The sequence below is a fragment of the Actinacidiphila polyblastidii genome, assembly GCF_036353415.1.
GTDB classification, from domain to species: Bacteria; Actinomycetota; Actinomycetes; order Streptomycetales; family Streptomycetaceae; genus Actinacidiphila; species Actinacidiphila polyblastidii.
Genome location: NZ_JAZEWV010000007.1, coordinates 20353 through 45960, shown reverse-complemented (window position 1 = coordinate 45960; position 25608 = coordinate 20353). Strand labels below are relative to the sequence as shown.

The 25608-nt window shown below is 75.4% G+C and carries 21 protein-coding genes; 10 read left to right on the top strand and 11 right to left on the bottom strand.

Going from position 1 to position 25608, the window contains the following annotated elements:
* The first annotated feature begins 101 nt into the window (after positions 1-101).
* The 3 genes from V2S66_RS11250 (at position 102) to msrB (ending at position 2491) form a co-directional block, all read left to right on the top strand.
* Positions 102-569 carry an indole-3-glycerol phosphate synthase gene (locus tag V2S66_RS11250; protein ID WP_330794479.1) on the top strand — a complete coding sequence of 156 codons (468 nt, stop codon included), beginning with the start codon at positions 102-104 and terminating at the stop codon, positions 567-569.
* Between the two features lie 64 nt (positions 570-633).
* A complete protein-coding gene (gene murC / locus V2S66_RS11245) occupies positions 634-2040 on the top strand; it encodes a UDP-N-acetylmuramate--L-alanine ligase (protein ID WP_330794478.1) in 1407 nt (468 codons plus the stop codon).
* A gap of 16 nt (positions 2041-2056) precedes the next feature.
* Positions 2057-2491 carry a peptide-methionine (R)-S-oxide reductase MsrB gene (msrB, locus tag V2S66_RS11240; protein ID WP_330794477.1) on the top strand — a complete coding sequence of 145 codons (435 nt, stop codon included), beginning with the start codon at positions 2057-2059 and terminating at the stop codon, positions 2489-2491.
* 181 nt (positions 2492-2672) lie between these two features.
* Here msrB and acs read toward each other — a convergent pair whose 3' ends face one another.
* The 7 genes from acs to V2S66_RS11205 all read right to left on the bottom strand — a co-directional run bounded on the left by acs (position 2673) and on the right by V2S66_RS11205 (position 11488).
* Positions 2673-4694: an acetate--CoA ligase gene (acs, locus tag V2S66_RS11235; RefSeq protein ID WP_330794476.1), complete on the bottom strand. Its 2022-nt coding sequence runs from the start codon at positions 4692-4694 to the stop codon at positions 2673-2675.
* Positions 4694-5341 carry an acetate uptake transporter gene (locus V2S66_RS11230; RefSeq protein WP_330794475.1) on the bottom strand — a complete coding sequence of 216 codons (648 nt, stop codon included), beginning with the start codon at positions 5339-5341 and terminating at the stop codon, positions 4694-4696. Before V2S66_RS11230 ends, acs begins: the two co-directional genes overlap by 1 nt.
* A gap of 255 nt (positions 5342-5596) precedes the next feature.
* Positions 5597-7330, bottom strand: a complete 1734-nt coding sequence (locus tag V2S66_RS11225) for a sodium/solute symporter (protein WP_330794474.1) — start codon at positions 7328-7330, stop codon at positions 5597-5599.
* Positions 7327-7815, bottom strand: a complete 489-nt coding sequence (locus V2S66_RS11220) for a hypothetical protein (RefSeq protein WP_330794473.1) — start codon at positions 7813-7815, stop codon at positions 7327-7329. Before V2S66_RS11220 ends, V2S66_RS11225 begins: the two co-directional genes overlap by 4 nt.
* Complete coding sequence (locus V2S66_RS11215; RefSeq protein WP_330794472.1) at positions 7812-8591, bottom strand: LytR/AlgR family response regulator transcription factor; 780 nt, start codon at positions 8589-8591, stop codon at positions 7812-7814. The genes V2S66_RS11220 and V2S66_RS11215 overlap by 4 nt, the downstream gene beginning before the upstream one ends.
* On the bottom strand, positions 8588-9769 hold the full coding sequence (locus tag V2S66_RS11210; RefSeq protein ID WP_330794471.1) for a sensor histidine kinase: 1182 nt from the start codon (positions 9767-9769) through the stop codon (positions 8588-8590). Before V2S66_RS11210 ends, V2S66_RS11215 begins: the two co-directional genes overlap by 4 nt.
* Positions 9770-9862: 93 nt before the next feature.
* Positions 9863-11488 (bottom strand): ATP-binding cassette domain-containing protein, encoded by a 1626-nt coding sequence (locus tag V2S66_RS11205; RefSeq protein WP_330794470.1) that lies wholly within the window; start codon positions 11486-11488, stop codon positions 9863-9865.
* A gap of 57 nt (positions 11489-11545) precedes the next feature.
* Between V2S66_RS11205 and V2S66_RS11200 the strand changes: the two genes are divergently transcribed.
* Positions 11546-12280, top strand: coding sequence for a peptidyl-tRNA hydrolase (locus tag V2S66_RS11200; RefSeq protein ID WP_330794468.1), 735 nt, complete (start codon positions 11546-11548; stop codon positions 12278-12280).
* Positions 12281-12314: 34 nt separating this feature from the next.
* Here V2S66_RS11200 and hemQ read toward each other — a convergent pair whose 3' ends face one another.
* Entirely contained in the window at positions 12315-13067 is a 753-nt protein-coding gene (gene hemQ, locus V2S66_RS11195; RefSeq protein ID WP_330794466.1) for a hydrogen peroxide-dependent heme synthase, read from the bottom strand.
* A gap of 4 nt (positions 13068-13071) precedes the next feature.
* The gene (gene hemG / locus V2S66_RS11190; protein ID WP_330794464.1) at positions 13072-14526 is read right to left on the bottom strand and encodes a protoporphyrinogen oxidase; all 1455 of its coding nucleotides are present in this window, start codon (positions 14524-14526) and stop codon (positions 13072-13074) included.
* A gap of 168 nt (positions 14527-14694) precedes the next feature.
* Here hemG and V2S66_RS11185 point away from each other — a divergent pair, with 168 nt between their 5' ends.
* Positions 14695-15921 carry a DUF4349 domain-containing protein gene (locus V2S66_RS11185; RefSeq protein ID WP_330794462.1) on the top strand — a complete coding sequence of 409 codons (1227 nt, stop codon included), beginning with the start codon at positions 14695-14697 and terminating at the stop codon, positions 15919-15921.
* A 42-nt stretch (positions 15922-15963) separates the two neighbouring features.
* Here V2S66_RS11185 and hemE read toward each other — a convergent pair whose 3' ends face one another.
* A complete protein-coding gene (hemE, locus tag V2S66_RS11180) occupies positions 15964-17010 on the bottom strand; it encodes a uroporphyrinogen decarboxylase (protein ID WP_330794461.1) in 1047 nt (348 codons plus the stop codon).
* A gap of 198 nt (positions 17011-17208) precedes the next feature.
* On the opposite strand from hemE, the gene V2S66_RS11175 reads away from it, so the two are divergent.
* The 5 genes from V2S66_RS11175 to V2S66_RS11155 all read left to right on the top strand — a co-directional run bounded on the left by V2S66_RS11175 (position 17209) and on the right by V2S66_RS11155 (position 24377).
* Positions 17209-17835, top strand: a complete 627-nt coding sequence (locus V2S66_RS11175; protein WP_330794460.1) for a DUF3000 domain-containing protein — start codon at positions 17209-17211, stop codon at positions 17833-17835.
* 681 nt (positions 17836-18516) lie between these two features.
* A complete protein-coding gene (locus V2S66_RS11170) occupies positions 18517-19188 on the top strand; it encodes a response regulator transcription factor (protein WP_330794459.1) in 672 nt (223 codons plus the stop codon).
* Between the two features lie 163 nt (positions 19189-19351).
* Positions 19352-20629: a ribonuclease D gene (locus V2S66_RS11165; RefSeq protein ID WP_330794458.1), complete on the top strand. Its 1278-nt coding sequence runs from the start codon at positions 19352-19354 to the stop codon at positions 20627-20629.
* A gap of 404 nt (positions 20630-21033) precedes the next feature.
* On the top strand, positions 21034-22254 hold the full coding sequence (locus tag V2S66_RS11160; protein WP_330794457.1) for a thiolase family protein: 1221 nt from the start codon (positions 21034-21036) through the stop codon (positions 22252-22254).
* The gene (locus V2S66_RS11155; RefSeq protein ID WP_330794456.1) at positions 22251-24377 is read left to right on the top strand and encodes a 3-hydroxyacyl-CoA dehydrogenase NAD-binding domain-containing protein; all 2127 of its coding nucleotides are present in this window, start codon (positions 22251-22253) and stop codon (positions 24375-24377) included. Before V2S66_RS11160 ends, V2S66_RS11155 begins: the two co-directional genes overlap by 4 nt.
* A gap of 117 nt (positions 24378-24494) precedes the next feature.
* Here V2S66_RS11155 and V2S66_RS11150 read toward each other — a convergent pair whose 3' ends face one another.
* The gene (locus tag V2S66_RS11150) at positions 24495-25574 is read right to left on the bottom strand and encodes an SPFH domain-containing protein (RefSeq protein ID WP_330794455.1); all 1080 of its coding nucleotides are present in this window, start codon (positions 25572-25574) and stop codon (positions 24495-24497) included.
* Positions 25575-25608: the final 34 nt, after the last annotated feature.

The window sequence follows — 25608 nt, the reverse complement described above, 5'->3', positions numbered from 1 at the left end:
AAAAAGCGGATTGCTCCGTTCCACCTGGCGTCGCACGGGAACACTTACCGCCGAGCCCTGTGAGGATCGGGGCAGGGTTCACGAGAGAGAAGGACGGGTCCGTGTTCACGACCGTACTCATGATCGAGAAGCCGCTCACCCCCGCCGACGTGGAGATGGTCACCACACTCCACGGCGACGAACCGGTCTCCTTCGTCGTGCTGATGCAGCCGCGCGGCGACCAGGACGTGCTGCTGCGGGCCGTGGACGACGTGGCGCTCGGCTACATCGACGACGCCGCCAAGGAGAACCAGGTGCCGGAGGGCGACGACGCGGGGCCGCCGGCCGAGCGGTCGCTCGCGCACTCGCTGGAGTCGCTGCGGCAGAGCGGCGCGCAGGCCGTCGGCGAGGTCGTCGCCCGGCACCCGCTGGACCTGCTGCGCACCGTCGTGGAGCGGACCGGCGCCGACGAGGTGATCGTGCTGACCGCACCGCACTTCGTCGAGGAGTTCTTCCACCGCGACTGGACGTCCCGGGCCCGGCACAAGGTCGGCGTCCCGGTGCTGAAGCTCTTCGCCCAGCACGAGTAGCCGCCCGCGCAGGTGCGAGAATCGCAGCGCACGCCCACCGCACGACACCCCGGGAGATCCGCGCATGAGCCAGTCCAGCCCGTCCGTTCCGACCGCCCTGCAGCGGCCGCACTTCGTCGGGATCGGCGGCGCCGGGATGTCGGGCATCGCCAAGATCCTGGCGCAGCGCGGCGCACAGGTGGCCGGCAGCGACGCCAGGGACTCGCAGACCGCGCAGGCGCTGCGGGCGCTGGGCGTGACCGTGCACCTCGGGCACGACGCCTCGCACCTCGCGCCGGACGCCACCGCCGTGGTGGTCTCCAGCGCGATCCGGCAGGAGAACCCGGAGCTGGCGGCGGCCCGCGAGCGCGGCGTACCGGTGGTGCACCGCAGCGACGCGCTGGCCGCGCTGATGGAGGACGCCCGCCCGATCGCGGTGGCCGGCACCCACGGCAAGACCACCACCACCTCGATGCTGGCGGTCGCGCTCACCGCGCTGGGCCTGGAACCGTCCTACGCGATCGGCGGCGACCTCGACGCGCCCGGCTCCAACGCCCACCACGGCGGCGGCGAGGTCTTCGTCGCGGAGGCCGACGAGAGCGACCGCAGCTTCCACGCCTACTCCCCCGAGGTCGCCGTCGTCCTCAACGTGGAGCTGGACCACCACGCCAACTACGCGTCGATGGAGGAGATCTACGACTCGTTCGAGACCTTCGTCGGCAGGATCAGGCCCGGCGGCACCCTGGTCGTGTCCGCGGACCAGGCCGGCGCGGTCGAGCTGACCGCCCGGGTGCGCGACCTCGGGGGCCTGCGGATCGTCACGGTCGGCGAGTCCGAGCACGCCGACGTGCGCATCACCCGGATCAACGCGCGCGGCCTGACCAGCGAGGTCAGCGTCCTGCTCGACGGCCGGATGCTCACCTTCACCGTGTCGGTGCCCGGCCGGCACTACGCGCACAACGCGGTCGCCGCGCTGGCCGCCGGCATCGCCGCCGGCGTCCCGGCCCGCAATCTGGCGTCGGCGCTGGCCAGGTACACCGGGGTCAAGCGGCGGCTGCAGCTCAAGGGGGAGGCGGCCGGCGTCCAGGTGATCGACTCCTACGCCCACCACCCCACCGAGATGGCCGCCGACCTGGAGGCGATCCGCGGCGCGGCCGGCGCCGACGCCCGGGTGCTGGTGGTCTTCCAGCCGCACCTGTTCAGCCGGACCCGGGAGCTGGCGGTCGAGATGGGCGCCGCGCTGGCGCTGGCCGACGCGTCGCTGGTGCTGGACATCTACCCGGCCCGCGAGGACCCGATCCCCGGGGTGACCAGCGCGCTGATCATCGATGCGGCGCGGGCGGCCGGCGCCGACGTGACGGCCGGGCACGACACGGACGCGGTCCCGGAGGCGGTGGCAGGAATGGCGAAGCCCGGTGATCTCGTTCTCACCATGGGAGCGGGCGACGTGACCGATCTCGGTCCGCGGATCCTCGCCCGCCTCGCCGACTGAGGAGGCCAGGTCCCACATGTCGCACGACGCGAGCAAGCACGACACCGGCACGTACCCGGTGCACAGGTCCGAGGACGAGTGGCGCGCGGAGCTGTCCCCGCAGGAGTTCGCCGTCCTGCGGGAGGCGGCCACCGAGCGTCCCTTCACCGGTGAGTACACCGACACCACGACCGAGGGCGTCTACGCCTGCCGGGCCTGCGGGTCGGAGCTGTTCCGCTCCGACACGAAGTTCGAGTCGCACTGCGGCTGGCCGTCCTTCTACGACCCGGCCGACTCCGCCGCGGTGGAGCTGATCGAGGACCGCACGATGGGCATGCGGCGGGTGGAGGTGCGCTGCGCCAACTGCGGCTCGCACCTGGGCCACGTCTTCGAGGGCGAGGGCTACCCGACGCCCACCGACCAGCGGTACTGCATCAACTCCGTCTCCCTGCGGCTGACGCCGAAGGCGTGACCGGGGGGCGGACGCCGCGAGGCCCGCGCCCCCGCCCCGCGCGCGGTGGAGCACGCGGAGGAACACGCGGTGCGGGCACGGACGCGGCGCCGACTGCGCGTCCGTGACCCGCGTCCGTGACCGTGCGTGCCGGTGACCCGCGCCGGTGTGCGGCGCGGCGGCGTCCGCCGCGGAGCCGGAGCTACTCCTCGTCCCCGCCGCCGGCCGGCCCCGCGGGCAGCCGGTCGCGGATGGCGTCCATCACCGAGGAGTCGGTGAGCGTCGTGACGTCGCCGAGCGCCCGGTTCTCCGCGATGTCCCGCAGCAGCCTGCGCATGATCTTGCCGGAGCGGGTCTTGGGCAGCTCCGCCACCACCATGATCTGCCGCGGCCGGGCGATCGGGCCGATCTCCCGCGTCACGTGCGCCCGCAGCTGCCGGGCCACGTCCTCACCGCCCGCCTCGGCGGCGGCCTGCTCGCCGTCGGCGCGCAGGATGACGAAGGCGACGATGCCCTGGCCGGTCGTCTCGTCGGCGGCGCCGACCACCGCGGCCTCCGCCACCAGCGGGTGGGAGACCAGCGCGGACTCCACCTCGGTGGTGGAGATGCGGTGGCCGGACACGTTCATCACGTCGTCCACCCGGCCCAGCAGCCAGATGTCGCCGTCCTCGTCCTTCTTGGCGCCGTCCCCCGCGAAGTACCAGCCGGGGAAGCGCGACCAGTAGGTGTCGACGTACCGCTGCTCGTCGCCCCAGATGGTGCGCAGCATGGACGGCCACGGCTCGGTCAGCACCAGGTAGCCGCCGGAGCCGTTGGGCACCGGTTTGCCGGAGTCGTCGACGACCTCCGCCGAGACGCCGGGCAGCGCGCGCAGCGCCGAGCCGGGCTTGGCGGTGCTGACGCCGGGCAGCGGGCTGATCATCTGCGCGCCGGTCTCGGTCTGCCACCAGGTGTCGACCACCGGGCAGCGGTCCGCGCCGATCGCCCGCCGGTACCAGATCCATGCCTCGGGGTTGATCGGCTCGCCGACCGAGCCGAGCAGCCGCAGCGAGGACAGGTCGAAGCGGCCCGGTATCCGCTCGCCCCACTTCATGAAGGTGCGGATCGCGGTCGGCGCGCAGTAGAGGATCGACACCTTGTACTTCTCGACGATCTCCCACCAGCGTCCCTGGTGCGGCGTGTCCGGCGTGCCCTCGTAGAGCACCGAGGTGACGCCGTTGGCGAGCGGGCCGTAGACGATGTACGAGTGGCCGGTGACCCAGCCGATGTCGGCCGCGGTCCAGTACACGTCGGTCTGCGGCTTGACGTCGAAGACCGCCCAGTGCGTCCAGGCGACCTGCGTGAGATAGCCGCCGGTAGTGTGCAGGATGCCCTTGGGGCGGGCCGTGGTGCCCGAGGTGTACATGATGTAGAGCGGGTGCTCGCTGTCGAACGCCTCGGCCTCGTGCTCGGCGGACTGCGCGGCGACCAGGTCGTGCCACCACACGTCGCGGCCCTCGGTCCAGCCGACGTCCTGGCCGGTGCGGCGCACCACCAGCACGCTGCGGACGTCGGGGCACTGCTCCAGCGCCTCGTCCACGGCCGGCTTGAGCGCCGAGGCGGCGCCCTTGCGGTAGCCGCCGTCCGCGGTGACCACCACGCGCGCGTCGCAGTCCAGGACGCGGCCGCGCAGCGCGTCGGCGGAGAAGCCCCCGAAGACCACGGTGTGCGGGGCGCCGATCCGGGCGCAGGCGAGCATCGCGACGACCGTCTCCGGGATCATCGGCATGTACAGCGCGACCCGGTCGCCGGCCCGCACGCCCAGCGCCAGCAGGGCGTTGGCGGCCCGGCACACCTCGTCCTTCAGCTCGGCGTAGCTCAGGGTGCGGGTGTCGCCCGGCTCGCCCTCCCAGTGGAAGGCGACCCGGTCGCCGTGGCCGGCCCGCACGTGCCGGTCCAGGCAGTTCGCCGCCACGTTGAGGCGGCCGCCGGTGAACCAGCGGGCGAAGGGCGGGTTGCTCCAGTCCAGCACCTGCGTCCAGGGCTCGGCCCACTCCAGCCGGGCCGCCTGCGCCGCCCAGAACGCCTCGCCGTCCGCGGCCGCCTCGTCGTAGGCGGCCGCGGTGACGTTCGCGTGCGCGGCGAGGTCGGCGGGCGGCGGGAAGCGGCGCTCCTCCCGCAGCAGGTTGGAGAGCGTCCCGCCACTGCCCTCGGGCGCGGCGGGGCCGTCGGCGCCGCCCGCCATCAGTGGCCGCCCTCCACCGGGCCGCCGCGCCGGCCGGTCAGCGGGTAGACCGGGACGACCGTCTGCTTCCAGGTGCTGTTGGCGACGACGGCGAAGGAGGCGTACCAGGCCAGCACGGCGGTGACCAGGCCGATCCAGCCGCCGACCTTGGTGATTCCGGTGGACTGGTCGAACTCCGCGACCGCCAGCAGGATGAACGTCACGGACAGCGCGGTGAGGACCGCGAGCAGCGCGCCGCTGGTGCGCAGCGCGGCGACCGTCATGTACACCGTGAACACCGCCCACATCAGCAGGTAGAGGCCGGTGGCCTGGTGCGCCTTGTCGGCGGGCAGGTCGCCGACGACGAACTTCACGTACGCCGCGTACGACAGCCAGAAGGCGCCGTACGAGCAGAAGGCGGTGGCGCCGAAGGTGTTGCCCTTCTTGAACTCCCACATGCCGGCGAGCAGTTGGACCAGGCCGCCGTAGAACAGGGCGAGCGGCAGGACGACGGTGAGCAGGCTCTGGTCGATCAGGTGCGCGTTGAAGGAGCTGAGGACGAAGGTGGTGCCGGCGAATGCGGCCAGGCCGAGCGGGCCGGGGTCGGCGGTGGCCGGCTCGGAGACGGCGGCCGGCGCGGCCGTGGTGACCGTCGTGGGAGTGCTCATCGGCGGTTTTCCCTCCTCGTTGAGGAATCGCGGTGCGGTGCGGGGCCGTCGCCGGCCCCCATGTCACGCTAGGGAGCGGCCGGTTCCGCGGCCAGCGGCCCGCCACCGGGGTCGCCCAGCGGCCCCGACCGCTCGCCGGACGGTCCCGCGGCTGCGCCGGACGGTCCGCCCGGCACGACGAGCGGTACGCGAGCGCGGCGCGCCGCGCGCCCTGTGCCGCTCGCCCTGTGCCGCGCAGCGCTCCGCGCGCCGGCCTCAGGGCAGCGCGGGGCCCGAGCCGACCTCCTCCGGGAGGTGCATCCGCAGCATCACCCGGTCCACCGCGGCCGCGGAGATCCGGCTCCTGGACAGCAGCGACCCGGCGATCATCACGGCGAACGCCACCGGCACCGTCCACGCGGCGGGCTGGGCGAGGAGCGCCGCGCTCCAGCCGCGGCCCGCGCCGTGGACGCTGGTGACGACCACCGCGAGCGCGGCGAGCCCGCCGCCCGCCACCAGGCCGAGCAGCGCGCCGACATCGGTCAGCCCCCGCCACCAGATGCCGAGCACCAGCAGCGGGCAGAAGGACGACGCGGCGACCGCGAAGGCCAGCCCGATCGCGTCGGCCACCGGCAGCCCGGTGGTGGTCACCGCCATCAGCAGCGGCGGCACGCCCGCGGCCAGGCAGGCCCAGCGAAAGCTCCGGGTGGAGCCGCGCAGCAGGTCCTGCGAGACCACTCCGGCGACCGACACGGTCAGGCCCGACGCGGTGGACACGAAGGCGGCGAAGGCGCCCGCGGTGGCCAGCGCGGCGAGCAGCCGCCCGGTCTCGCCCGCCTCGGTGAGCTGCGGCAGCACCAGCACCGCGGTGTCCGTCCTGCCGGTGAGCAGCAGTTGCGGCGCGAGCACCCGGCCGAGCGCGCCGTACACCGTCGGCAGCAGGTAGAAGACGCTGAGCAGGACGAGTACGAGCAGGGTGGTGCGGCGGGCGGCCCGGCCGTCGGGGTTGGTGTAGAAGCGCACCAGGACGTGCGGCAGGCCCATGGTGCCGAGGAAGGTGGCCAGCAGGATCGAGTAGATCGCGTACACCGGGTGGCCGCGGCCGCCGGCGCCGGACAGCGGGCTCGCCCAGCGGACGCCGGACGCCGGTGTCAGGCCCTCCTGGTGCGGCACCACGGCGCCGGCCGGGAAGGTCAGCCGCGCTCCGGCCCGCGCGGTGTGCGGGCCGTCGCCGAGCCGCACGCTGCGGCCCGCCGCGGCGTACCGCACGCCGTCCAGGTCGCCGCGCGCGGTGACGGTCACCGGCGAGCGGACCTCGAACCGCACCGTCTGGTCGAGGCGGACCACCGTGGTGTGGCCGAACCGCGGGGTGTCCTGGCCGGTCAGCGGGGGCGCGCCGGCCGACCGCCAGGCCAGTACCAGGAACACCGCGGGCACCGCGATCGCGGTGAGCTTCAGCCAGAACTGGAAGCCCTGCACCAGGGTGACGCTGCGCATCCCGCCGGCCGCCGCGACCGTCACCACCGCGACCGCGACGACCGTCGCGCCGACCCACCGCGGCGCGCCGGTGACCGTCTGCAGGGTCAGCCCGGCGCCCTGCAGCTGCGGCACCAGGTACAGCCAGGCGATCACCGCGACGAGCACGCTCGCGACCCGCCGCACCGCCGTGGACCCCAGCCGCTCCTCGGCGAAGTCCGGCAGCGTGTACGCGCCGGACCGGCGCAGCGGCGCGGCGACCAGGAGCAGCAGCACCAGGTAGCCGGCGGTGTAGCCCACCGGATAGGCGAGCATGTCGACGCCGTAGGCCATCACCAGGCCCGCGACGCCGAGGAAGGAGGCGGCCGACAGGTACTCGCCGCCGATCGCGGAGGCGTTCCACAGCGGCGAGACCTCGCGGGAGGCCACGTAGAAGTCCGAGGTGCCCCGGGACAGCCGCAGCCCGTAGACGCCGACCGCGACGGTCGCCACGAGCACGGCGATCAGCGCGCCGAGGCCGAGTGCCGGGTTCATCCGCCGCCGCGCCCGGCGTCCTCGCCGGGGCCCGTTGTCCGCGGCCCGGGGCCCGTTGTCCGCGGCCCGGGGGGTGCGGGAGGCCCGGGAGCGGGCGGGAGGCCGCCCAGCAGGTCGGTGAAGTCGCGCTCGGCGCGCTCCGCGTGCCGCACGTGGAACCACGCGGCGCCCACCATCACCGGATAGGCCACCACGCCCAGCAGCAGCCACGCCAGCCGGAAGCCGAAGACCTCGGCGGTGCGCAGCGCCGGGAACACGACGAACGCCGCGGGCAGCCCGCCGAGCACCGCGGCGAGCACCGCCAGCACGCCCAGCGCGAGGCGCAGCTGGTCCCGTACCAGCGAGCGCACGTAGATCTGCCCCAGCCGGGGCTGGGCGTGCAGGTCGGCGGCGCCGGGTCGGGCCGAGTAGCCGCCGGCGCGGTTGCGGCGCGGGCCGGTCACCGCGACGCGCGGCGGCGGGGGGTCCGGCGGTGCGGTGGTCATGACGGGTCACCGCCGGGGGTCCTGGACCAGCGCACCAGCAGGTCGCGCAGCTCCCTGCTGTGCCGGCGGCTGACCGGCAGCTCGCGGCCGGCCACCTTCAGCGTCCAGTGCCCGGCCTCCCCGCGCAGCTCCTCCACGTGCCGCAGCGACACGAGGAAGCCGCGGTGCACCCGCAGGAAGCCGTGCGGCGCCCAGCGCTCCTCCAGCACCGCGAGCGAGACCCGCACCAGCGGCGCGGCGCCGTTCGCGTGCAGGCGCACGTAGTCGCCCTGCGCCTCGGCGTACGCCACGTCGGCGCGCGCCACGAAACGGGTGACGCCGCCGACGTCGACCGGGATGCGGTCGGCGGCGGGGTCGGCGGCCGCGGCGTTCTGGGCCTGCGCTCCCGCCGGGCCCTCGGCGGCCGCGGTGACCACCGCCGCGACCCGCCGCACGGCCTCCGCCAGCCGCTCCCTGCCGACCGGCTTGAGCAGGTAGTCGCACGCCTTCAGGGCGAAGGCGTCGACCGCGAAGTCCTCGTAGGCGGTGACGAAGACGACGGCGGGCGGCTCGGCGAACCGGCCGAGCACCCGCACCAGGTCGAGCCCGTCCAGGCCCGGCATGCGGATGTCGAGGAAGACCGCGTCGACGGTGGCGCCCTCCAGCAGCCGCAGCGCCGCGTCGCTGCTGTCGGCGGCGAGCACCCGGCCGATCCGGTGGTCGCCGCGCAGCAGATAGGTCAGGTCCTCCAGCGCGGGCGGTTCGTCGTCCACGGCCAGGACGTGCAGCGGTCTCACGGCACGCGCACCCCGTTCCGGTACTTGGGCACCCGCACGTTCACCTTGGTGCCCGCGCCGGGGGCGGTCTCCACGACGAGCCCGTACTCGTCGCCGAACACCGCGCGCAGCCGCTCGTCCACATTGCCCAGCCCCAGGGAGTCCCCCTCGGCCCGGCCGGCGAGCTGCACGCGGACCTGCTCCGGGTCCATGCCCACGCCGTCGTCCTCCACACTGATCCGGCACTCCGCGCCCGCGTCCTCGGCGCGGATGGTGACCCGGCCGGGGCCGGGCTTGCCGCCGAGGCCGTGCCGCACCGCGTTCTCCACGATCGGCTGCAGGCACAGGAACGGCACGGCCACCGGCAGCACTTCCGGCGCGATCAGCAGGTCGACCTGGAGGCGGGAGCCGAACCGGGCGCGTTCCAGGCGCAGATAGCGGTCCACCGAGCGCAACTCCTCTGCCAGCGTGCTGAACTGGCCGTGCCGGCGCAGGCTGTAGCGGGTCAGCTCGGCGAACTCCAGCAGCAGCTCGCGGGCCTGGTCGGGGTCGGTGCGCACGAAGGACGCGATGGCGGTCAGCGAGTTGTAGACGAAGTGCGGCGATATCTGGGCGCGCAGCGCCCGCAGTTCGGCCTCGATCATCCGGGTGCGGGAGCGGTCGAGTTCGGCGAGTTCGAGCTGGCCGATCACCCAGTGCGCGACCTCGCCCGCGGCGCGCACCAGCCCGGCCGAGACCTGCCGGGCGTACACCGACAGCGCGCCGACGACCATGCCGTCGACCACCAGCGGCACCACGACGGCGCTGCGCACCGGGCAGTCGAGGTCGTTGCAGGCGACCACCTCCTCGGGCACCACCCACGGGCGGCCGGCCGCGATCGCCTCCGCGGCGTGCGCGACGGCCTGCGCGGAGTGCCGGCGGCCGGGCCCCTCCCAGGCGAGCAGCGTGCCGTCGCCGATCACGGCGAGCGCGGGCGTGCCCAGCAGCGCGCGCAGATGGCGGGCGGCCCGGCGGGCCGACTCCCGGGTGAGGCCGTCGCGCAGCGGCGGCGCGGCCAGTGACGCCTGGTGCAGCGTGGCGAACGCGGCCCGGTCGGCGGGCGTCCCGAAGCCGCGGCGCCTGCGCGCCCACCAGTACAGGGCCCCCGTGGCGCCGGCGACCACCACGGCGACCCCCGCGACCGCGATCACCGACCCCATGCCCTCATCCTGTCGTCGCACCCGGGCCCGGCACCAGGCCGCCGCCCGGACCGGTCGCCGATCCCCGCCCAGCGAGGCCGGGTTGACTGTACGTCAGGTGTGCCGGGCGGGCGGCCGCGCGGCGGAGACCGCGGCCGCGGCAGCGGCGGCGAGCAGGGAGAGGCCGAGCGCGAGCACCGGGTAGTGGACGGTGCCGGTGCGGGAGCCCTTGACCAGCCCGGTGACGGCCGCCTGGGCCGGTGAGCCGGAGGTGATGAGGACCGCGCCGGCGGCGATCACCGTGCCGAGGACCGACCAGCCGCCGCCGCGTACCACCGGCGGGTTGGTCAGCGCGCCCACCGCCGTGCCGAGCAGCACCGACACGGCCGCGGCCATCAGCCCGGCGACGAGCGCCGCGCCGACCGGCACGGCGGTGCGCTGGTCGTCGGAGTGCGCCCCGCTGACGGCGGTCACCAGCAGGGTGCCGACCGCCCCGAGCGCCCCGGCCGCGAGCAGCGCGGTGAGCAGCGCGCCGGCCTGCGCCCGGCGCGTCCCCACCGCCGAGGCGACGCAGGCCCGCGCGGCGGGCGGCTCGGTCGTGACGCACACCCGCACGGTCCAGGCGGCCACCGGCAGCAGCAGCGCGGCCGCGTAGCCGAGCGAACCGAGCAGCGGCTGCCCGCCGGCGATCCCGATGGCCATGACCGCGCCGTAGAAGAGGAAGGGCGGCAGCCAGCGGTGCGAGCGCAGTACCAGCTCGGCCTGGTAGCGCAGCAGCGCCGCCGCTCTCGCCGCCGCGCCGGTGCTGCCGCGGTCCAGCCGCGGAGTGGCGGGCGCCGGCTGCGCGGAGCGGCCGCGCAGCGTCCGCACGCCGGTCACGTGCCACGGCGGCCGCGCGGCGAGCAGCGTCCGCAGCACCCCGTCGGACTCCCCCGCGGTCACCACCACCCGCAGCGTGTCCGCCGCCCGGCTCGCCTCGCCGCTCTCCAGCGCCACGTCCCCGCCGCCGGCCGCCTCGATCACCACGAGGCCGGCGCCGGGCGCGGCCGGGTCGGCGGGGCCGGCGGCCGGCGCCGGCGCGCTGGGCACCGGCACGGGCGCGGGCGCGGCGGACCCGGCGTCCGGGCGGGGCGGCAGGACGAGCGCCGCGGTGGTGGCGGCCGCGAGCCGGAGGGGGTCGTGGTCGACGAAGAGCACCACCGCCCCGGCGGCGACCCGCTCCTGGACGGCGGCGTCCAGTACCTCGCGGGCGGCGGCGTCCAGTCCGGTCCACGCCTCGTCCAGGACGAGGAGCGCGGGGTCGGCGAGGAGCGCCTGCGCGACGGCGATCTTCTGGCAGGTGCCCTTGGAGAGTTCGTCGAGCGGGGTCGAGGCGTACCCGGTGATGCCGAAGCGGTCCAGCCAGTGCAGGGCGCTGACCCGGGCGTCGGCGGCGGTCAGGCCGCGCACCGCGCCGATCCGGGTGAGATAGCGCAGCGCGGGGAAGGGCAGCGCGGGCGGAAAGCGCTCCGGTACGTACGCGGTGCGGTCCGCGGGCCGCCCGGTCACCACCCCGGTGCTGGGCCGGTCGACGCCGGCCGCGATCCGCAGCAGCGTCGACTTGCCGCTGCCGTTCGCCCCCTCGACCCGCAGCAGCGTTCCGGGCGGCGCGGTCAGCGCCACGTCCCGCAGTACCCACGGCGCACGGACCCCGTACCGCCGCCCGATGCCGTGCAGAGCCAGCTCGCGTTCCCCGTCCACCCGGCCATCCTCGCCCACCGGCGCCGCCCGGCAAAGGGCCGGTGGCACACTGGGCCGGTGACCACGCACGACACAGCACCCGAGCCGGCGAGAAGTCCCTTCGAGCACGCCGCGGCGGACCGCGACGCGGCCCCGCAGTTCGTACTGCCGCTGGTGGTACGGCTGGAGCGGGACGCGCCGCCGGACCGCACGGACGCGCTGGAGACCGCGGCGCGCGCGGTGCTGACGCTGCTCGCCGACGAGCGGGCGACCGCGGTGGACGGCCCGTGGACGCGGGCCGTCCACGACTGGCAGGACGCGCGCATCCGCAAGGTCGTCCGGCGGGCCAGGGGCGCGGAGTGGCGCCGGGCCGAGGCGCTGCCCGGCATCACGGTGACCGGCGCGGCCGCCGAGGTGCGGGTCTTCCCGCCGGTGCCCCTCGACGGCTGGCCGAAGGACCTGGCCAGGCTCCAGGTCTCCGGCACCGAGCTGGACGATCCACGGCCGCCGGAGCCGGCGGACCCGGCCGGGCCGGTGCTGTGGACGAACCCCGACGTCGCCATGTCCGCCGGCAAGGCGATGGCCCAGGCCGGCCACGGCGCCCAGCTCGCCTGGTGGGAGCTGGGCGAGGCCGACCGCGAGGCGTGGCGCGAGGACGGGTTCGCGCTGAGCGTGCGCACGCCGTCGCGCCCGCGGTGGGAGCGGCTGACCGCCGCCGGCCTTCCGGTGGTGCGCGACGCCGGCTTCACCGAGATCGCACCCGGCTCCTGCACTGTGATCGCCGACCACCCGGCCCTGCGCGGCAGGCCGTAGGGCCCGTCACGCAGGGCCGGTCAGGCGGGGCCGGTCACGCCAGGCCGGCGACCAGTTCGCCGATCTCGCGGCGCCGGCCGGTGTAGAAGGGGACCTCCTCGCGGACGTGCATGCGCGCCTCGGAGGCGCGCAGGTGGCGCATCAGGTCGACGATCCGGTACAGCTCGTCCGCCTCGAAGGCGAGGATCCACTCGTAGTCGCCGAGCGAGAAGGACGCGACGGTGTTCGCGCGCACGTCCGGGTAGCCGCGGGCCATCTTGCCGTGGTCCGCGAGCATCCTGCGGCGGTCCTCGTCGGGCAGCAGGTACCAGTCGTAGGACCGCACGAAGGGGTAGACGCTGACGTACTCGCGCGGCGTCTCGTCGGCGAGGAACGCCGGCACGTGGGACTTGTTGAACTCGGCCGGGCGGTGCAGTGCCATGTTCGACCACACCGGCTCCAGCGCCCGGCCGAGCCGGGTGCGGCGGAAGAGGTTGTACGCCTCCTGGAGCGCCTCCGCGGTCTCGGAGTGCCACCAGATCATCACGTCCGCGTCGGCCCGCAGTCCGGACAGGTCGTAGGTGCCGCGCACCGTGACGTCCTTGGCGGCCAGCTGCCCGAACAGCTCCTGCACCTCGTCCGCCCAGCCCGTGCGGTCCTCGGGCAGCGGCCCGCGCAGCCGGAACACCGACCAGAGGGTGTAGCGGATGACCTCGTTGAGGTCCTTGGCCTTCTTGCCCGCGTGGGGGGCCTTGGCGGCGGTGGCTTCGGAGGCGGCAGCGGAGCCCGCGGCAGTCGAGTCGGTCATGGGGCTATTCTCCCGCGCCGTCCCCGGCCGACCGCACCAGGGTGGCCAGCACCTCGCCCGCCGCCCTGCGCCCGCTGCCGACGCAGGCCGGGATGCCCACCCCGTCGTAGACCGCGCCGCACACGGCGAGTCCGGGCAGTTTGGCGACCTGTTCGCGGACCCGGGCGACCTTGCCGACGTGCCCGACCGCGTACTGCGGCAGCCCGGCGTCCCAGCGGGTGACCCGCGCCGCGACCGGCGCCGCGCGCAGCCCCACGGCCTCGCCGAGATCCTCGCGGGACAGCCGTACGAGGTCGGTGTCGTCCCAGGCGAGGTCGGCCTCGCCGCCGTGCCGCCCGACCGAGGTGCGCAGCAGGAAGGTGTCGCCGCCGGCCGCGCCGAGCCAGCCCCACTTGTGGCTGGAGAAGGTGGACGCCTTGATCGTCCTGCCGTCCACCGGCGGGACCAGGAAGCCGCTGCTGACCGGCAGTTGGTGCAGGTCGCGGCGGCGGAAGGCCAGGGTGACCAGCGCCATGCCCGCGTACTCCACCGCGCCCAGCTCGGCCGCGGCGGCGGGCGACTCGCCGGCCAGCAGCCGGGAAGCGGCGGGCGCCGGCAGCGCCAGCACCACCGCGTCGGCCTCGACGGTCCGGTCGGCGAGCACCGCCTGCCAGCCGTGCGGCCCGGTGCGGCGCAGCTCGCGCACGGCGGAGCCGGTCTCGATGACCACGCCGAGCGCCCGGCAGGCGTCGGCGACGGCGAGCGGCAGCCGGCCGACGCCGCCGCGGATGCCGTTGAACACCGGTCCCGTGGCGCCCGCCGCGGCGGCCCTGCGCTGGACCCCGCGGGCCGCCTCGATCAGCGAGCGGCCGGTGCGGACCGCGGCGTACAGCTGCGGGACGGCGGCGCGCAGCGACAGCTCGTAGGCGTCGCCCGCGTAGACGCCGCCGAGCAGCGGCTCCACCAGGCGGTCGACGACCTCGCGGCCGAGCCGGGCGGCGACGTAGCGTCCGACCGCGACGTCCTCGCCGACCTCGGTGCGCGGCAGCACGTGGTCGAGCGGCAGGCGGGCGAGCCCCGCGGCCGACAGCACCCCGGAGGCGGCGAGCGGTCCGAGGTCGCCCGGCACGCCCATCACCTGGCCCTGCGGCATCGGCCGCAGCCTGCCGCGGGTCCACAGCGTCGCGCCGAGCACGGCGGGGGCCTCCAGGTCGTCGCCGAGGCCCACCTCCCGCGCCAGGGCGACCGCTTCGGGGCGGCGGGCGAGGATCGACTCGGCGCCGAGGTCGACCGGGACGCCGGCGATCTCGTCGGCGTGCAGCTTGCCGCCGAGCCGTCCGGACGCCTCCAGCAGGGTGACCGCGGCGCCCCCGCGGGCGAGGTCGAGGGCGGCGGCGAGTCCGGAGATCCCGCCGCCGATGACCACCACGCGCCCGGCCGCGGACGGGCCGCCGGGCGTACGGTCCTGCGTCTGGCTCATGTCCCCCACTGTCGCAGACTCCGGATCGAGTTCCGAACGTGACCCCTTCGGGACCGCGGACCCGCAACCCGCCCGGCGGGCCGCACGTCCCATCGGCGACAGAGCTTCGACGGCCCTTTCCAGGGCCTTCTGAGGGCCTTCAACGGCCCCGCGACGAGGGGGATTTCGATGCGGAGACCACAGGCTTGCGGCGCGCTGCGCGCCGGGGGCGCACGACGTGCGGGACGGCCGCCGCGGGAGGGCGGCCGGCGGGCGCGGCGCGGCGGCGGGACCCGGTCGGGCGCGGGGGCGGCCGCCCTGGTGCTCGCCGGGCTGCTGGCGCTCGCCGGGTGCGGCAGCGCGGGAAGCGACGCGTCGTCGAAGGCCGCGAACCCGGCGGTCGCCTCCGGCGGCGGCGCGGCCGACGCGAACGGCGGCGCCGGCGGCGGCTCGCAGGACAGCGCCGCCGGGGACGCGTCCCGGCCGACGGGCGCCGCGCCGGGCGCGAGCGGCCGCGCCGCGGGCCCCGCCGGCGCGCCCCCGGCGGCGCCCGCCTACCTGGTGCGCACCGCCGACCTCACCGTGCAGACCCCGCACGTGCGCCAACAGCTCGACAGGGCACGGGAGTACGCGGTCGAGGCCGGCGGCTACCCGGGCGACGAGGACACCACCGTCGACGCGCGGGGCCACGCCGCCTCCACCGTGCAACTGCGCGTCCCGCCGTCCGCGTACGACCGGCTGCTCACCGAACTGGGCGGACTGGGGACGCTGCTCGACCGCAAGGTCGCCGTCAAGGACGTGACCGGGCAGGTCGTCGACGTGCAGAGCCGGATCAGGTCCCAGCAGGCCAGCGTGGCGCGGGTGCGCAAGCTGATGGACCAGGCCGGCTCGCTCACCGACGTGGTGACGCTGGAGAGCGAGCTGAGCACCCGCGAGTCCGACCTGGAGGCGCTGGAGGCGCAGCAGGCGTCGCTGAAGTCGCAGACCGGGCTGGCGACGGTGACGCTGCGGCTGACCGAGCCGCCGGTGAAGGCGGCGCCGCCGGAGAAGCCGGTGCGGAAGAAGGGCGACGGGCTGGGGACCACCGTCGGCCACGCGGCGGGCGACGGCTGGCACGCCTTCTACGTGACGGTGCGGGCGCTGCTCGTGGTGATCGTGGTCGTGCTGCCGTTCGCGGTCGTGCTGGTGCTGGGCTGGTTCGTCTTCCGGCGGGTCCGCGGCCGCCTCCCGCGGCGCTCCGTCAGCGCGCCGCCGTCCCCCTGGGGACCGGTGCCGGAACAGGCCCGGCCGGTCCCCGCGGTCCCGGCGGACGCGCCGTCCGCGCCGAAGTCCGGGACCGGGCCGGAGACCGCGCCTCGGTCCGAGCCCGAGCCCGAGCCCGCGCCGGAGCCCGCACCCGCGCCCGATCGGGACTGACGGTCCGGCGCGGACGCGGCCTGATCCGGGCGATCGGCCGGATCAGGCCGACGTCTCCAGGTGCACGAACTCCACGAGGCGCGTGAGCGCGTCCGGGGCGGTGTTGGGCAGCACGCCGTGGCCGAGGTTGAAGACGTGGCCGGTGTCCGCGGCCCGCGCGGCGTCCAGCACCTCCCGGGTCTTCGCCTCGACCGCCGCGGTCGGGGCGAAGAGCACCGCCGGGTCGAGGTTGCCCTGCAGGGCCTTGCCGGGGCCGACCCGGCGGGCCGCCTCGTCCAGCGGCACCCGCCAGTCCACGCCGACCACGTCGGCGCCCGCCTCGCCCATCAGGCCGAGCAGTTCGCCGGTGCCGACGCCGAAGTGGATGCGCGGCACGCCGTAGCGGGCGACGGAGTCGAAGACCTTCGCCGAGGCGGGCATGACCTGGCTGCGGTACTCGGCCGGGGCCAGCGCGCCGGCCCACGAGTCGAAGACCTGCACGGCGCTCGCGCCGGCCTCGATCTGCACCGTGAGGAAGGCCGAGGTGATCCGGGCCAGCCGGTCCACCAGGTCCGACCACAGCTCGGGGTCGCCGTACATCATGGCCTTGGTGCGCTCGTAGCTGCGCGAGGGGCCGCCTTCGATGAGGTAGCTGGCCAGGGTGAAGGGCGCGCCGGCGAAGCCGATCAGCGGGGTCTCGCCGAGCTCCGCGGTGAGCAGGCCGACGGCCTCGGTCACGTACCAGACGTCCTCGGGCTCGAGGTCGCGCAGCCGGGCGAGGTCGGCCCGGGTCCTGATCGGGTCGGCGATCACCGGGCCGACGCCGGGCTTGATGTCGAGGTCGAGGCCGATCGCCTTGAGCGGGACCACGATGTCGCTGTAGTAGACCGCGGCGTCCACGCGGTGCCTGCGCACCGGCTGCAGGGTGATCTCGGCGACCAGGTCGGGCCGCGTGCAGGAGTCGAGCATCGCGATGCCCTCGCGCGCCTTCAGGTACTCGGGCAGCGAGCGCCCTGCCTGCCGCATGAACCACACCGGGGTGTGCGGCACGGGCTCGCGCCGGCAGGCGCGGATGAACGGGGAAGCAGCGGTCTGCTGGTGCGCACTCACGCAGTGAATCTTCGCACGGGCGCCGCGCCCGCCCGTCATCGCGCCTCGTCGGGCCGGGCCCGGACTCGCCGCGCGGAGCCGTGAGGGGGGCGGATCAGGACGTTCCGGTGGCAGACGGCCGGAAAGCGCTGTCAACGCGTGCCAATAAGCCGGTGTTGGTCCCCACGCGGCGCGGCGTGGGCGCTTACCCTTCCGGGCATGGCAGCGGTTCGCGGGCACTTGGGCGATGAGACCCCCTTCGCTTTCCGGCAGGCGGTCGAGGACCTCCGGGCCGCCCGGCCCCGGCCCGAGATCAGGATCGAGGAGGTCCCGGCGCCACGGCGGCTCGCCCCGTACGCCTTCGCGCTGGAGGCCACGGTGGTCGCCGACGGCGAGGAGACGGCCGACGGGCGGCTGGTGCTGCTCCACGAGCCCGAGGGCCAGGAGGCGTGGCAGGGCGTCTTCCGGCTGGTCACGCTGACCCGCGCCGAACTGGAGCCGGAGATGGCGGGCGACCCGCTGCTGCCCGAGGTGAGCTGGTCGTGGCTGACGGGCGCGCTGGCCGCGCGTGCGGCCGGCTACCACGATCCGAGCGGTACGGTCTCGCGCGCCTCCTCCCACTACTTCGGCGGGATCGCCGACCGGCAGGACGACACGCAGATCGAGATCAGGGCGTCATGGACGCCCGCCGAGCGGCCGGGCGCCGCGGGCCCCGACCTCCCCGCCCACCTCGCCGCCTGGTGCGACCTCCTCTGCGCCTGCGCCGGACTCCCCCCGGCGGAGGGCGCCGACTCCGTCCTGCGCGCCCCCGCCGGAGTCCTCCCCCTCCCCAAACGCCGCACCTGACGCCGCGCTGGCGGCGGGAACCGGGCACCCGCCCGGCACCCACCCCGGCGGCGGTGCCCGCCCTCGCAGCGGACCCGCCTCACGCCATGCGCCCCCACCGCGAAGCGCCCCGCCAGGCGGCCCCGCCGCCACGGCGGACATACGCCCACCCCCGGCGAGCCGGCACGCGGCACAGCGCACGCGCTTCCCGCCACGGTCAGAGCCCGCCGGGCCTGCGGCGCCCCGCACCGCACGGCGGACACGCCCCACGGCGCGTCCGGCAGCGAGCAGGCCCCACGGGCCCTGCCGGCCCCGCCGCCACGGCGGACATACGCCCACCCCCGGCGAGCGTGCCCGCCGCGCGACGGGCGCCCATACCGCAGGGGGCGGACCCCCCGTCAAACGGCGCGGCCGGCACGGCGGACGGCACGGCGCACGCGCGCCGCAGGACGGGCGCGCCCGGAGGGCGCTCGGTGGGGGGCCGCCCCCGGGCCGGGGGGAGAGCGGGGCCGGCTAAACCGGCGCAGCCGGAGAGGGCCCGCGCAGGTGGGAAGGGGCGGGCCCGGAGAGCCCTCCGTTCGAGCGGCCGTCCGATTTGCCGGAATTGATCCTCAACAAATCGTGATCTTTCCCTAAAGGCCGGAGCAATTGCTGCCGAAGGAGACTGTGACCGTTTCAGTCCCCTTTGCCACAGGAGGCCCGGTGTCCGTACTTCTCGAGCAGCCCACGAGCCTGGTCGCCTACCGCCCCAGCAAGCCGACGGCGATGGTGGTCGTGGCCGACCCCCGGGTCCGGTCCACCGTCACCCGACACCTGTGGGCCCTCGGGGTACGCGATGTGATCGAGGCCTCCTCCATCGCCGAGGCGCGACCCCGGGTCGGCAACCCCCGCGACATCTGTGTCGCCGACGTCCACCTGCCCGACGGCTCCGGGCTCACCCTGCTCGCCGAGACCCGCGCCGCCGGCTGGCCGAACGGCCTCGCGCTGTCGGCCGCCGACGACATCGGCGCGGTGCGCAACGCACTGGCCGGCGGCGTCAAGGGCTACGTCGTCACCGGCACCCGCAACACCGCGGGCGCGCTGGCCGGCCGCCCCGGGCTCGCCCCGCTCGGCGCCACCGCGGCCCGTATGCAGCGGCGTCCGCCCGGCGCGCCGGGCAACCACCCCGGCAGCGGCTACCGCGAGCTGTCCGGCCGCGAGGTCGAGGTGCTGCGGCTGGTCGCGGAGGGCCAGTCGAACAAGGCGATCGGGGTGTCGATGGGCCTGTCCGCACTGACCGTCAAGAGCCACCTCGCACGGATCGCCCGCAAGCTGGGCACCGGCGACCGCGCCGGAATGGTGGCGGTGGCACTGCGCACCGGCATCATCCACTGACCTCCCGGCCACGGCGCCCGCCGGCGGAACGTTCCGCCGGCGGGCGCCGTCATGCCCGGCGCGCGCCGTCATCCCCCGCCGGGGGGCGCACGACCGCGCACTCGTACGGACGCCTGTGCGGTGGATCTCCGCGGCGAAGCCTTCGCACGGCTACCCTTGACAGGTGACCGACGCCAGAGAGACCGCAACCAGGACGACCGCGGCGCCGGTCCCGCTGCTGGACCCGCGCGAGGGCATCCCGCCGGTGACCGCCAGCCCGGAAGCCCTCGCCAGCGTGGTCGCGGCCTTCGCCGCGGGTTCCGGTCCGGTCGCCGTCGATGCCGAGCGCGCCTCCGGCTACCGCTACGGACAGCGGGCCTACCTGGTCCAGCTGCGCCGCGCCGGAGCAGGGACCGCGCTGATCGACCCGGTCGGATGCCCCGACCTGTCCACCCTGGACGACGCCCTGGGCGACACCGAGTGGGTGCTGCACGCCGCCACCCAGGACCTGCCGTGCCTGGCCGAGCTGGGCATGCGGCCCGGCGCGCTCTTCGACACCGAACTCGCCGGCCGGCTGGCCGGCTTCGCCCGGGTCGGCCTGGGCGCCATGGTCGAGAACGTGCTGGGCTTCACCCTGGAGAAGGGCCACTCCGCGGTCGACTGGTCCACCCGCCCGCTGCCCGAGCCCTGGCTGCGCTACGCCGCGCTCGACGTCGAGCTGCTGGTCGACCTGCGCGACGCGCTGGAGGAGGAGCTGCGGGTCCAGGGCAAGCTGGACTGGGCGCTGCAGGAGTTCGCCGCGATCGCCGCCGCGCCCCCCGCGCCGCCGCGGGTCGACCCCTGGCGGCGCACCTCGGGGATGCACAAGGTCAGGCGGCGCCGGCAGATCGCGGTGGTCCGCGAGCTGTGGCTGGCCCGGGACCTCACCGCCAGGGAGCGGGACGTCTCGCCCGGCAGGGTGCTGACCGACGCCGCGATCGTCACCGCCGCGCTGGAGTCCCCGCCCAACGTGCACGCGCTGTCCGCCCTCTCCGGCTTCGGGCACCGGATGGGCCGGCGCCAGCTGGAGCAGTGGCAGGCCGCGATCGACCGGGCCCGCGCACTGCCGGAGCGTGAACTGCCGCAGCCCACCGCCGCGTACACCGGTCCGCCGCCGCCGCGCGCCTGGGCGGACAAGGACCCGGTGGCCGCGGCCCGGCTGTCCGCGGCCCGCACGGCCGTCTCCGGGCTGGCCGAGGAGCTGAACCTCCCTCAGGAGAACCTGGTGTCGCCGGACACCGTGCGCCGGCTGTGCTGGGCGCCGCCGGCCGACGCCTCACCCCAGGTGGTCGCCTCCACCCTTGCCTCGCTGGGCGCCCGCCCCTGGCAGGTCGAGCTGGTCACCCCGCTGATGACCGCCTCCCTGACGGCCCGTCCGGCGCCGCCCGAGGCGGCCGCGGCCGCCCCCGAGCCTCCCGCGTGACCTCGGGCGCCCGCCCGCACGCCGGCGCCCCGATGTGACCTCCACCGCTTCGCACGCCAGAGGTGTGCACATCGGTTACCCGCGAGTAGCATGACCCGAGGCAGCCGCGTTCCGCACTCCCCCGCGCTTTCGCCCCTCGCCGCCCTACTCCCGGCCGAGCCGGTGAGCGAGCCAAAGGGCGCGCCGGTGTCGAAAGCGAGGAGCGACAAGCGAGGAACGAGCGCGGGAGCGACGACCGTCGACACCGGGCTCAAGCGCCCGGAGGCGAGGGAACACAGGAAAAGACGACCGTCGACACCGGGCTCAAGCGCCCGGAGGCGAGGGAACACAGGAAAAGGCGACCGTCGACACCGGGCTCAAGCGCCCGGAGGCGAGGGAACACAATAAAAAGTGAGGGAGCCAGCGTGCCTCGTACCGCGAGGGACGTCGTCTTTGTCGACGGCGTCCGTACCCCGTTCGGCAAGGCGGGCCCGAAGGGCATCTACCACGAGACCCGCGCCGACGACCTGGTGATCAAGTGCATCCGGGAGCTGCTGCGGCGCAACCCGGACCTCGACCCGGCGCGGATCGACGAGGTCGCGATCGCCGCCACCACGCAGATCGGCGACCAGGGCCTGACCCTCGGCCGCACCGCGGCCATCCTGGCCGGGCTGCCGACCACCGTCCCCGGTTTCTCGATCGACCGGATGTGCGCGGGCGCGATGACCGCGGTCACCACCACCGCGGGCGGCATCGCCTTCGGCGCGTACGACGTGGTGGTCGCGGGCGGCGTCGAGCACATGGGACGCCACCCGATGGGCGAGGGCGTCGACCCCAACCCGCGGTTCGTCTCGGAGAAGCTCGTCGACGAGTCCGCGATGTTCATGGGCATGACCGCGGAGAACCTGCACGACCGCTTCCCGCAGCTGACCCGGCAGCGCGCCGACGAGTTCGCGGTGCGCAGCCAGGAGAAGGCGGCCAAGGCGTACGCGAACGGCCGGATCCAGCAGGACCTGGTGCCGATCGCGGTGCGCCGCACCAACGCCGAGGCCGGCGAGACCGGCTGGGGGCTGGCCACGGTGGACGAGCCGATGCGCCCGGGCACCACGCTGGAGCAGCTCGCCGGGCTGAAGACGCCGTTCCGCCCGCACGGCCGGGTCACCGCGGGCAACGCGGCCGGCCTCAACGACGGCGCCACCGCCTCGCTGCTCGCCGCCGAGGACGTCGCCCGCGAGCTGGAACTGCCGGTGCGGATGCGCCTGGTGGCGTATTCCTTCGCCGGCGTCGAGCCCGAGGTGATGGGCATCGGCCCGGTGCCCGCGACGCAGAAGGCCCTGGCCAAGGCGGGGCTGACGATCGACGACATCGGCCTGTTCGAGGTCAACGAGGCGTTCGCGGTCCAGGTGCTGTCGCTGCTCGACCACTACGGCATCGCCGACGACGATCCGCGGGTCAACCAGTACGGCGGCGCCATCGCCTTCGGCCACCCGCTGGCGTCCTCGGGTGTACGGCTGATGACGCAGCTGGCGCGGCAGTTCGAGGAGCAGCCGCACGTCCGCTACGGCATCACCAGCATGTGCGTCGGCTTCGGCATGGGCGGCACGGTCATCTGGGAGAACCCCCACTTCGACGGGAGCGCCAAGTGAGTTCCACCACCGAGCTGCTGAAGGGCGCCGCCGAGCTGTTCCCCGGCGAGGTCGTCACCAGCGCCCAGGTACGCCACCTGGACCTGCCGGGGGCCGGCCGGTTCGCGCTGATCACCCTCGACAACGGCTTCGACCACACCAAGCCGACCACCTTCGGCCCGCAGTCGCTGGCCAACCTGGACGCGGCGATCGACCAGGTCGAGAAGGAGGCCGCCGAGGGCTCCATCACCGGCGTCGGCGTCACCGGCAAGCCGTTCGTCTTCGCGGTCGGCGCCGACCTGAAGGGCGTCGAGCTGCTGAAGCGGCACGAGGACGCGCTCGCCATCGGCAAGGGCGGCCACGACGTCTTCCAGCGGCTGTCCTCACTCGCGGTGCCGACCTTCGCCTACTACAACGGCGCGGCGATGGGCGGCGGCGTCGAGGTCGGCCTGCACTGCACCTACCGCACGGTGTCGGCCTCGGTGCCGGCCTTCTCGCTGCCCGAGGTCTTCCTCGGCCTGATCCCGGGCTGGGGCGGCTGCACCCTGCTGCCGAACCTGATCGGCGCGGACCGCGCGGTCACCGTGATCGTGGAGAACTCGCTCAACCAGAACCGCCAGCTCAAGGGCGCCCAGGTGCACGAACTGGGCATCGCGGACGCGCTGTTCGAGGCGGCGGACTTCCTGGAGCAGTCGCTGGCCTGGACCGCGGCGGTGCTCAAGGGCGAGATCGAGGTGGGCCGCCCGGAGATCGACCGCGGCGAGGCGTGGGACCAGGCGGTGGCCCGCGGCCGCTTCATCGCCGACGGCAAGGTGCACGGCGCGGCACCGGCCGCCTACCGCGCGCTGGACATCATCGCGGCGGCGCGGGGCGGCGACCTGCGGCAGGGCTTCGACGCCGAGGACCGCGGCCTGGCCGACCTGATCATGGGCGGCGAGGTGCGCAGCGGCATCTACGCCTTCAACCTGGTGCAGAAGCGCGGCAAGCGCCCGGCCGGCGCGCCGGACAAGGCGCTGGCCCGTCCGGTGAACAAGGTCGGCGTGGTCGGCGCGGGCCTGATGGCCTCGCAGCTCGCGCTGCTCTTCCTGCGCCGCCTCGAAGTGCCGGTGGTGCTCACCGACATCGACCAGGAGCGCATCGACAAGGGCGTCGGCTACGTCCACGGCGAGATCGACAAGCTGCTCGGCAAGGGCAGGATCGGCCAGGACAAGGCCAACCGCCTCAAGGCGCTGGTCTCGGGCCACCTGGACAAGGCGACCGCCTTCGGCGACGCGGACTTCGTGATCGAGGCGGTCTTCGAGGAGCTGGGCGTCAAGCAGCAGGTCTTCGCGGAGCTGGAGGCCGTGGTGCGGCCCGACGCGATCCTGGCGACCAACACCTCCTCGCTGTCGGTCTCGGAGATGGCCGCGAAGCTGGAGCACCCCGAGCGGGTCGTCGGCTTCCACTTCTTCAACCCCGTCGCGGTGCTCCCGCTGCTGGAGATCGTCCGCGGCGAAGGCACCGACGACGCCTCGCTGGCCACGGCGTTCGCGGTGGCCAGGAAGCTGAAGAAGACCGCGGTGCTGGTCAAGGACGCCCCGGCGTTCGTGGTGAACCGCATCCTGACCCGCTTCATGGGCGAGATCCAGAACGTCATCGACGAGGGCACGCCGGTCGCGGTCGCCGAGAAGGCGATCGAGCCGCTGGGCCTGCCGATGTCGCCGCTGGTGCTGCTCGAACTGGTCGGCCCGGCGATCGGCCTGCACGTCTCCGAGACGCTGCACGGCGCCTTCCCCGACCGCTTCACGGTCTCGGCGAACCTCGCCGCGGTCGTCAAGGCCGGCAAGCGCGGCTTCTACGTCTACGACTCCGGCCGGCCGGAGCTGGACCCGGAGGTCGCCGCCCTGCTGAAGCAGGGCGACACCGTGCTGACCGAGGAGCAGGTCCGGGCGCGGGTGCTCGACGCGGTGGCCGAGGAGATCGGGCTGATGCTGGCCGAGGGCGTGGTCGCCGAGGCGCAGGACGTCGACCTGTGCCTGATCACCGGTGCCGGCTGGCCCTTCCACCTGGGCGGCGTCACCCCCTACCTGGACCGCGAGGGCGTCTCGCAGCGGGTGAACGGCAAGCCGTTCCTCGCGCCGGGTGTGGCGAGCGTCCCGCGGTAGCGCGACGGCGTGACCGAACGGGCCGGGGCCCGGCGTCCGGTGGTTCCGGATGCCGGGCCCCGGCCCGTGTGCGGAGCCGTGTGCGTCTAGGGTGCGGCGCCTCGGGTGCGGCGGGCGTCAGTTGAGGCGGGCGCGGCCCGGCGCCGGGGCGGCCGGCTGGGACAGCAGGCTCACCGTCAGGTCCCTCACCAGCGCCTTGCGTTCGTACTCGTCGAGCTGGGCGAGCCCGCGCTCGGAGATCCCGCGCACGGTGTCCGCGACGGAGGCGAGCACGTCGTCGAGCACCGCCTTGCGCTGCCGCGCGTCGAGCGCCGCGATCCGGGCCCGGCGCATGGCGGCGGCCACCTCCGGCGCGTAGTCGATCCGTACCGGCGTCGCGGAGAAGACCTCGACGCCGGCCGGCCGCAGCGCGGCGGTGACCAGCCACTGCAGCTCGTCGGCGAGCCGGTCGCAGTCCCGCAGGGTCGGCGCGGCGCCGCGGAAGTCGTCGGCCGGCCGCCGGGACACCGCCCTGGCCAGGGCCGCCTCGACGGTCTCGCGCAGGAAGCGGCTGTGGTCGTGGACCGCGAAGGCGGCCCGCGCGCTGTCCCTGACCCGCCACACCACCAGCACGGTGATCTGCAGCGGGGTGCCGGTGGCGTCCACCGCGCCGATCGGGCGGCTGCGCCAGTGCCGCAGCGTGACGTCGATCCTGCGGCGGCGCAGCAGCGGGCTGATCCACAGCAGGCCGGTGCGCCGTACGGTGCCGCGGTAGGCGCCGCAGCGGGTGAGCACCCAGACGCTGCCCGGACGGCCGCGGGTGAGGCCGAGCAGCACGAACGCGGCGAGCGCGGCGAGCACCGCGAGTCCGCTCCACAGTCCGAGGCCGGTGCCGCCGTGCGGGGAGCGCGGCAGCGCGGAGAGGCCGCCCGAAGGCTGTGGCAGCAGCCCGGCGTGCCACAGCAGCCACCCGGCGACGGCCGCGGCGGACAGCGCGGTCAGCACCGCGAACCAGCCGGCCAGGCACGGTCCCTGGCGCTCGTTGGGCACGTCGCTGAGGGCGGCCGCCGGCAGGTCCGCGCCCTGGCCGCCGTGCGGGGGGGCCTGACCCTGGGCGGGCAGTCCGGGATCGACGGCGGCCATGTCCACGGCGGTGTCGGCGAGCGCCGCGTCGTCGGCGCCTCCCCACGACGGCGCCGGGGGGAGCGCCGCGGGCACCGCCGTCGAGGGTGGTGGTGGGCCCGACGGTGCG